Consider the following 8,762-nt stretch of genomic DNA (forward strand, 5'->3'; position numbering starts at 1 on the left):
ATATTAAATTGGTAAAATTCTTCCGGTGCAATCAAAACCTTACGGATTCAGGTACCAATTAAGTGTCCACCGTTATCCAGGTTTCCGGTCAGCTGGGAACGGATCCAGTCAACGAGCCTGTTTCTTTGATTTTGGTAATCCATATATGCTTTGCTTCTTGGATCTGTTTTACCCTGAACCAGCAGAAAATATTGTTGCTTTAGCTGACTGGCTGGCTATCTGATGTTGTGGGGGGGGTGTTGCCCGGGTGTGTTGAGATTTTAGACCTTAAGTTAGTTCGACCAATAGAAATACTTCTGTAGGTTCTTTTGAAAAATGAGGCTCCTCGTCCTTTAGTGTGGATTTCCTCATGAAATATCTGAGAGAATTCCGGCTCTTTTTGCCTCATCAGAAGTAGTACCAGTCATGAATGAAAATCAGGTTTTTATACTCGGCCTCGGCTTACAATTCCCATGGAAACTGGTTGACCAGCATCTGGATACATCAACCAGGCCCAGCGTGCTCACGCTCAATTTAGCCGCTGATCGTGGTAGTCTCTACCCTTGCCCCTGTTGTGTGTCCTGCACATGATTTCAAATCAATGACCTGGCGGCACCTGAACTTCTTCCAGCATCATTGCCTCATCACTGCACAAGTGCCTCGAACCAACTGTGAAGAACATGGTGTCTGTCGTATCAATGTTTCCTGGGCCCGAGCTGGCAGCAAGTCCACACTTCTGTTTGAGCAGGCGCTGTTAATGTTGTCTCGGGAAATGCCGGTAAAGGCTTGTGCCGAATACATTGGCGTCGCCGATAAACGCATCTGGCCGGTTATCAAGCATTACGTCAGCAGAGTTCTTCAGGAGATGAACCTGTCCGAACTGAAAGCCATCGGTCTTGATGAGACTGCTTCAAAACGAGGCCACAACTATGTGACGGTCTTCATCGATATGGATCGTACCGACAAGCCTGTACTGTTTGCTACGCTGGGCAAGGGCAAGCAAACGGTGAAGGATTTCAGGGCCTTCCTCGAGGACCATCAGGGCAAGGCAGACAATTTTCTTAAGGTGATTTGTGACATGTCCAAAGCATTCCTGGCGGCTACTCAAGAGGAGCTTCCCAATGCCAATGTGACTATTGACTGGTTTCATCTGGTTTCATCTGGTTTTATGTTGAGCAACTGTTCACCACGGCATTAGACGACGTCCGCAATGCAAAACGTAAGTTACAACACATACCGAAAGAGCTTCGTTGGACCATTCTGAAGAAAGCTGATGGCCCATTGACTGAAAAGCAGGTTGACGCACTTGCCGAACTGGAATCCAGTGATTTACATACGGGAACGGCCTGGTATTCAAAGAAAAACTACGTTGGATCCGTAAGGCTGAAACGATCAGGGCGGCTCGCTGGCGTCTTAGCCACTTTATCAATTACGTGCGGAAACGGTTGGGTGAGGTTGAGATACTGGAGTCTGTGCGCAAAGCACTGGAAACGGTGGAGCAACATGCCGACAAGATTCTGCAGCGCTGGTATTCAACCTATACCAATGCCCGTATGGAAGGGTTAAACAGCTTGTTCAAAGCGGCCAGAGCAAGAGCTAAAGGTTATCGGAACACAGGCACGTTCATAACGATGATTTACCTGATCGCCAGCTCCGTGGGAGATATCCAGAAATCCATATGAAACGGCGAGGAGCCCTTTTTTTGAAAGTTATTTTTCAAATTATATAGAAGGCACAGAGTTCGAAATTGATGAAGCAGAAACGATAGTGTTCTCCCGTGAAACCATCAATAACCGCCATGAAGATAGTCACGATATTATGGCTGTCTATGATCTTGTCAGTGATTACCAGGAGATGCTGGCAACACCGGATACGGTTCAGGCGTTGTTTCAGCTGTTAACAACACGCCACGCGCTAATGATGGATCACCGTATGGAAAAGCGACCGGGTGTGTTTAAAGAGAAACCAAACAAGGCGGGAGATACTCTTTTCGTTACGCCGGAAGAACTGCAAGGCACGTTAGCCCAGGGGCTGGAGATAGGGCAGCAGCTATCGGCAGGTCTGAAAAAAGCAATTTTTATGCAGTTTCTGGTGAGTGAATGTCACCCATTTGATGATGGTAATGGCCGACTATCCCGTATCATGATGAATGCCGAAATGCACTCAGCGGGGTTACACAAGCTGATTATGCCAACGGTTCACCGTGACAGTTATTTGAATGGATTGAGACAGGCCAGTCAACAGGGGAAGTTCCGGGCGCTAACCAAAGTCTTTCATCAAATGCATCTCTATACAGCGTCAATGATCAACTGGCAGGAATATGGTGAAGCCTGGCAAGCCATGGTGCTGATAAAATTCCTGATGTCGGGATAGCGAAATTTAACCAGGTGATCCGGCAATTAGGTGGAGAGTATTCACCTTGATATAAAGGAAGCGCAAATGACAAAAGTAAGTTAGGATGGCGTGCCTTACTGATGGCAACACACGGAGCGTTTCGTGGAATATTTTGTAGATGCATTGCAGGCAGAGGGAAACTTGATTAAAGGAGAAAAAAAATGCCCAAAAAACGAAAACCGGCACAGCGGGATATCGCCGCACGGGAACTCTGGAACCCGAAATACCGCATGAGGGTGTGCAGGGACAAAACCAAATATTACCGTAAAGAGAAATCTTCAGGAGGCCGCTTTGATAGCGGCCATTTTTTTATTGGGTTTGATGAATTTCTGATTTTAACATGATTTTTCTCCATTATCCGATGCCATGTTGAAATCCGCTCCGGATTGTTCATCGGTGACCCGGGAGTTTGCCAGCTTCGTCGGTAAACATAACCTGGTGGCTCATAATGCATCATTTGACACTGGGGGAGCAATATCAACTGTCTGACATTCCGTTGATGCAAAAACTGGGACGTACGGCAAAAGGTTCGGTTCATACGTTCCACATAGAAGTTGGACCGGGGGTTCTAGCCAGCATACGGTTGGTTGGCGGGTTTTCTATTACTGTCTATCTCGTTGCTATCAACCTGATCGGTCTGGCCTTCCTGAGTAGCTCTCATTGTTTTCGATGCCGCTTCACGAATTTGCTTTCGATTGTAGCGTTGTAATACTGAAAGATTGATTGTACGCATAGTTAACAACGGATATTTAAGGTTGATTTTTAGATGTTTCATTCAACGGTGGCGATGCTGCCATGAGTTCTTCGAGTTGTTCCGCGCTGATTTTTTCCGGTACCGGGATAATCACCTCATGAATGACAGTTTGTGCCCGATCAATGTAAACAGGAATTTCCTTTACCACTTGGACTATCCGCTCAAACTGGTTAAATGGATATTGATAAGATCAATAAATGCTATGAAATAGCCCACATCGTCGGAGATTTTATTGTCTGTCTGATCAGATATTCATTGTATACTCCAGCTCTATCTGTAGCAGGCAGGGCTGTTTATGAGCATTTATCACTACTGGGGCAAGGCCAATAAAACGGCTGACATCGACGATGCCCCATCCTGCCATCTGTTACCCTACCACTGTCTGGATGTAGCCGCAGTGGCTCACCAGTGGTGGGCGTGCTCCGCCAGCCTTCGTCGCTGTTTTACCTTGCAAACCGGGTTGACGGAATCCCGGGCGCGGGCATGGCTGCTGTTCTTTATCGCGCTCCATGATTACGGAAAATTTGATCTTCGCTTCCAGTTAAAGGCGGCGAATGTCTGGCGAAAGGTTAATCCTGAATTGAGTGGTTTGGGGTCAAGGATAAGTAAAACAGAGACTAACAACTACTGGCATGGTCCGGCGGCTGTTTACTGGTTTTATCATGACTGGCAAGCGCGTTTTTCTGAGGTTGATGATGACCCTTTTTTTCAGTCTGATGAGGATAATAAAAGCTGGGAGGCGTGGTTCAGCTGGCTGGCGCCGGTAGCGGGGCACCATGGCAGTATTGCTCACGCGAGTGATAAAGAGGAACGGGCCTTTGGTCTTGACTATAAAGTCAGCGAAGCGTTTTTACAAAGTATTCGCGCCGACCGACAGCAATGGTTGCAAACTCTGGAGCAGCTATTCCTGGCTCCGGCGGGCCTGGCCTTGGCGGATGACCCGCCACCACTGGCTAATGGCACCGTGCTGGCGGGATTTTGCTCGGTGGCGGACTGGTTGGGGTCGGTCAGTGGCGATGAAGGGTTTAGCTACGACGACCGGTGTACTGATGATTTACGGCTCTGGTTTGAACGCCGTCTTGCTATCGCCCGAAGGATGCTGGAACAGTCCGGGATTCTCGGGCACAGCGTTGAGCCTTATCCCGGCATTGCTGCTTTGCTTAATGGTTTTGAGCCACGTCAGGTGCAATGTCTGGTGGATACGTTGCCATTATCGTCTGGATTGTCTCTGATTGAGGCATCCACGGGTTCCGGTAAAACGGAGGCGGCCCTGGCCTATGCCTGGCGATTGCTGGAGCAGAATCTGGCGGACAGCATTATTTTTGCCCTGCCCACCCAGGCCACCGCCAATGCCATGCTCGGTCGCCTGGAGAAGATCGCCCCGCTGATCTTTAAGGGGGCGGTGAATACGGTGCTGGCCCATGGTCGGGCACGTTTTCAGCAAGACTTTATTAATCTGCGTCAGGCAGGGCGGCCGCAAACCTGTCAGGGCCGGGAAGAAGCGCTGGTGCAGTGCGCGAATTGGCTGGCAGAAAGTAAAAAACGCGTATTTCTCGGGCAGGTTGGGGTTTGTACGGTAGACCAGGTACTGGTGTCTGTACTACCTCTGCGGCATAAATTCGTTCGGGGCTTTGGCATTGGTCGCAGTGTCCTGATCGTTGATGAGGTGCATGCCTATGACACCTACATGTATGGCTTGCTTAATGCCGTTCTCAAGCAGCAACGGGCGGCTGGCGGTTCGGCCATTTTGCTGTCGGCGACACTGCCTCAATACCAGAAACAACAGTTGCTTGCTGCCTGGGAGGGGGATGCTGAGCTTTCGGACAATCCGGCCCAGGCGCCATACCCCCTGATTACTCATGTATCCGCAGGTCAACCTGAAATATTTCCATTGCGTGAGCATCTTCCGCCCCTTCCCGTGACCCGTGTGAAGGTTGAGCTGAGACCGCTGCCATCACTATTGCCGGATGATTGCCTGTTGGAACGGATGATCCAGGCAGCAGAGGCCGGTGCCCGGGTCTGTCTGGTGTGCAATCTGGTGGATGTTGCCCAGCACACCGTTGAGCAGCTCCGGGAAAAATCCAGGGGACGAATAACCGATGACCAGCTGATCCTGTTTCACTCCCGCTTTATCTATCGGGACCGTGCGCGTAAAGAAGCGTTAGTACTGGAGACGTTTGGTCCGGAAAGTAAACGGGACCAAGGGCATATTCTGGTCAGCACCCAGGTGTTTGAATGTTCCATTGACGCCGATATGGACTGGATGATTACCCAGCTATGCCCGGTGGATTTATTGTTCCAGCGTTGGGGCCGGTTGCACCGGCATTGCCGTCCGGCAAGGCCAGAAGGGTTTGCAGAACCACTGTGTACAGTATTGTTGCCTACAGAAGACAGTTATGATCTGCACCGTTTTATATACAAAGATAGTCGTATTCTCTGGCGCACCCGGCAGTTACTCGAAAAATGTCAGGGTGTGGTGGAATTCCCCAAGGCCTACAGAACATGGGTTGAGCCGGTTTACAAGACAGCGGACTGGGGCGATGAACCGGAATGGGTGATGACATCCCACGAAAAATTTATCGATGAACAATTGACCCAGCGCAGTAAAGCCAAACAACTGATTGGCTCAGAATGCAATGATCTGAAAGATACCGATAGCCACGTAGCGGCCCTGACCCGTGACGGAGAAATGAGTGTAACAGTGGTTCCGGTCATCACCAATGAGCAGGGCGAAAGCTGCCTGTTGAACGGCATCAGGTTTACGTCGTTGGAAGGTGGAGAGCGATTTGAACAGATCAGCCTCAACAGCCTGGGCGTACCTGCCAGCTGGAAAAACAAGGGCGCATTGCCCGAGCCTGATGACGACGGATTGATCTGGCTGCCGATGGTGCCCGAGGGTGATGGCTATCAGGGAGCGTGGGGGAGCACGGACTACATCTACCATGGGGAGTCCGGTTTTTCCAGGAGGGGGTGAGCTTGAGCAATCCCCGCGGTCGCGGGGCAGACAATCACTTGACTATTCGTATAAAAACGAATCAAGGGTCATCCCCGCAATGGCAGGGCGTTCTTTATGTTAGTGAACGATTGGGTGGTCGCAACTGCCCTAAATAAAAAATGTTGATGACATGTATTAAAACTAATCAATTGACTGTTTACTTCTGCTTCTATTTTCAATTTTTATCGCTTGTTCTGACTGAAGGGGGATGACGTTGTGAACCTGCTATCGGCTTGTTGGATACCTGTTCATAATAGCGGGACGCATGAGCGCATTACGCTCAGACAACTGCTATGTGGTGAAAAAACCGGCGAGCTTTGCCTGCCCAGGGACGATATGGAAATGGCCGCATTACAACTGCTGGTGGCCATAACTCAGGTCTGTTTCGCGCCGCCGGATAAACGTGCCTTGCGCGGCAGGCTTAAAGAACCGCTGACGTTTGAAGAGTACCGGTTGGGCACTGACAATAAACAGGACTGGTTTGACCTGGCTCATCCACAAACCCCCTTTATGCAGGTCCGGGGCGTCAAGGCCAAAGAGCCAACCCCGATGGATAAATTGCTGGCCGGCGTAGCGGATGGCACCAATAAAGCCTTTGTTAACCCCCGGGGACTGGCCGATGGTCTGTGCGGAAGCTGCTCGGCCATTGCCTTGTTTAATATGGCCAGTAACTGCCCCAGTATGGGTGGAGGTTTTAAAGGCAGCCTGCGTGGCAGCACCCCCGTCACCCAGTTGATCCAGGGGCCAACCCTGCGCCAGACCCTCTGGCTGAATGTGTTGCATGAAGAACGGCTGCGCAGGATTATGCCCTGGTATGGCGAGACGCTGAATCAATCACCAAACTATATGGTGCCAGTGCGAGCCGGGGAGACCATACCGGTTTCTCGTATTGGCATCGCGCGGGGGGTGCTGTGGCAACCGGCGCACTTTGAACTGCTGGCCCCTATAGAAAAAGGCAGTTGTTGTCTATGCGGTGTCGCTGACCGATTATATACCGGATTCAACAAAGAAAAATTCAATTACACGGTGGATGGCATCTGGCCACACCCGCTGTCAGCTCGAATTCTTAAAGTGGTCAGGGGCAAAGCCGGAAGAGAAATTTCTCTCTTTTACCACCGCCGCGCCGGGGTGGACGCAACTAACCCCGCTGGTGGTGATGGCGCAGAACCGGGATAAGGTGGGGCACAGCCCAGCGCCGGTGCTGGAACAGGCGAGGGATGAACTGGTGAAGGCGAAGCAGTTACAGTTTGTGATCGGGGGGTATCGCAACAATCAGGCAACGGTACTGGAGCGTCGCCATGAGTTTTTCAGCCTGGCGGATGGCTGGTCTGAGCACGGTGGGTTGATCCAGCATATCGTAGACATCGGGCTGGGTTATAAAGCAGCGCTGCGTCGGGCGCTCTACCTGTTCGCTCATGGCATTAAGGAAAAAGTTCACGGCTCGGGGGTCAATCTTTGCGAGCCCACCGATGCCCTTTATTTTCAGCAAACGGAAGCTCACCTGCACCATACCCTCAGAAGCATTGATTTTGCCAACCCGGAACCCTCTGTTGACGCGCTTCAGCAAACACTCCGGCAGACGGTGGTGCATCTGTTCGAGCAGGTGACCAGACCTTATTGCCACGAACCAAAAATGCTCAAGGCACTGGCGCTGTCCCGACAAAGCCTGAACAAATCCCTGGCAGAACTTGAGCCGCTCAAGGAGTCGTAAATGCCATTATCCACCGAAAAAACACCCGACTTTATCGCCCTCTATCAAGCCTACGGGGCGTTGGATAAAGGGCCTCAGGCGGAACTCCGTCGTGTGGTCAAACCGGATGACCTGATCGAAGTGCCGACCTTTTACCGGCTGACCCGTGCCTTTGGCCACCATGACAACGTCAAGCGCCTGATATTTTGCCTGCCCTGGCTGACCCATCAGGACAATGGCGTTGGCCCCGGTGCCGCATTTGCCCGGGCGGGCATCAGTGAAAAACGGCTGTTTATGATTGTCCGCTCGCAGATGCCCAATGACCTGATTCAGCTGCGACGGCTACTGCAGCAAGTCAAACCGACGGTGGATGTGGTGAAAACCGCCTGGTTGTTGCTGCGCTGGCATCAGCCTGAGCAAAAACAAAAACTGCTGGAAGACTTCTTTCTGCACCAGAAAATAACGGACTGAATAGCTTTCAGTGACTGCTTTTTGATTCAAGGAAACAATATGAACAAGAACTTTATCAACTTTCATATTCTGATTTCTCACAGCCCTTCCTGTTTAAACCGGGATGATATGAATATGCAAAAGTCTGCCATTTTTGGCGGCCAGCGTCGGGTGCGGATATCCAGCCAGAGTCTGAAGCGGGCAATGAGACAGAGTGATTATTACCAGAAAAACCTCGGTGACCCCAGTTTGCGCACCAAGCATCTGGGTGAATACCATGAGTGGATTGTCGAGCGCCTGGCTGATCGTTTTGACGCCGGACTGGTGACCAAAGCCCTGCTCTGGTTGTCCGGCAAAAAAGAGATCGAAACCGACAGTAAAGGTGACGCGGTAGCACCCTGGGCCGTTGAAGAAGTGGCGTACATCTGCCAGCAGATTCAGTCGCCAGAACACGCCGACCTGGATGAGAAAAAGAGCCGGAATTCTCTCAGATATTTCAT

The 8,762-nt window shown here is 50.8% G+C and carries 8 protein-coding genes and 2 pseudogenes; 8 read left to right on the forward strand and 2 right to left on the reverse strand.

The window, feature by feature from the left end; all coding sequences use genetic code 11:
* Positions 1-405 precede the first annotated feature (405 nt).
* The 3 genes and pseudogenes from KDK14_RS03280 to KDK14_RS03290 all read left to right on the forward strand — a co-directional run bounded on the left by KDK14_RS03280 (position 406) and on the right by KDK14_RS03290 (position 2,717).
* A pseudogene (locus tag KDK14_RS03280) lies at positions 406-1,661 on the forward strand (ISL3 family transposase).
* An 85-nt stretch (positions 1,662-1,746) separates the two neighbouring features.
* Positions 1,747-2,352, forward strand: coding sequence for a Fic family protein (locus KDK14_RS03285; protein ID WP_257263593.1), 606 nt, complete (start codon positions 1,747-1,749; stop codon positions 2,350-2,352).
* A 182-nt stretch (positions 2,353-2,534) separates the two neighbouring features.
* The gene (locus tag KDK14_RS03290) at positions 2,535-2,717 is read left to right on the forward strand and encodes a hypothetical protein (protein ID WP_257263594.1); all 183 of its coding nucleotides are present in this window, start codon (positions 2,535-2,537) and stop codon (positions 2,715-2,717) included.
* Between the two features lie 224 nt (positions 2,718-2,941).
* On the opposite strand, the gene KDK14_RS03295 is transcribed toward KDK14_RS03290, so the two are convergent.
* Together KDK14_RS03295 and KDK14_RS03300 are read right to left on the reverse strand one after the other, a co-directional pair.
* Positions 2,942-3,106 (reverse strand): hypothetical protein, encoded by a 165-nt coding sequence (locus KDK14_RS03295; protein WP_257263595.1) that lies wholly within the window; start codon positions 3,104-3,106, stop codon positions 2,942-2,944.
* Positions 3,107-3,122: 16 nt separating this feature from the next.
* The gene (locus tag KDK14_RS03300; protein WP_257263596.1) at positions 3,123-3,275 is read right to left on the reverse strand and encodes a hypothetical protein; all 153 of its coding nucleotides are present in this window, start codon (positions 3,273-3,275) and stop codon (positions 3,123-3,125) included.
* Between the two features lie 147 nt (positions 3,276-3,422).
* On the opposite strand from KDK14_RS03300, the gene cas3 reads away from it, so the two are divergent.
* From cas3 to KDK14_RS03325, 5 genes and pseudogenes are all read left to right on the forward strand, one after another.
* Entirely contained in the window at positions 3,423-6,101 is a 2,679-nt protein-coding gene (cas3, locus tag KDK14_RS03305) for a CRISPR-associated helicase/endonuclease Cas3 (RefSeq protein WP_257263597.1), read from the forward strand.
* 237 nt (positions 6,102-6,338) lie between these two features.
* Positions 6,339-7,190 (forward strand): annotated as a pseudogene (gene casA / locus KDK14_RS03310) (type I-E CRISPR-associated protein Cse1/CasA); the annotation flags it as partial.
* A complete protein-coding gene (gene casA / locus KDK14_RS03315; RefSeq protein WP_257263598.1) occupies positions 7,153-7,833 on the forward strand; it encodes a type I-E CRISPR-associated protein Cse1/CasA in 681 nt (226 codons plus the stop codon). The pseudogene casA (KDK14_RS03310) and the gene casA (KDK14_RS03315), both read left to right, overlap by 38 nt.
* Positions 7,834-8,283 carry a type I-E CRISPR-associated protein Cse2/CasB gene (casB, locus tag KDK14_RS03320; protein WP_257263599.1) on the forward strand — a complete coding sequence of 150 codons (450 nt, stop codon included), beginning with the start codon at positions 7,834-7,836 and terminating at the stop codon, positions 8,281-8,283.
* A gap of 39 nt (positions 8,284-8,322) precedes the next feature.
* On the forward strand, positions 8,323-8,762 hold a 440-nt coding region (locus KDK14_RS03325), incomplete at its 3' end, for a type I-E CRISPR-associated protein Cas7/Cse4/CasC (protein WP_257263600.1).

Source organism: Endozoicomonas sp. ONNA2 (assembly GCF_024606365.1).
Lineage (GTDB): Bacteria > Pseudomonadota > Gammaproteobacteria > Pseudomonadales > Endozoicomonadaceae > Endozoicomonas.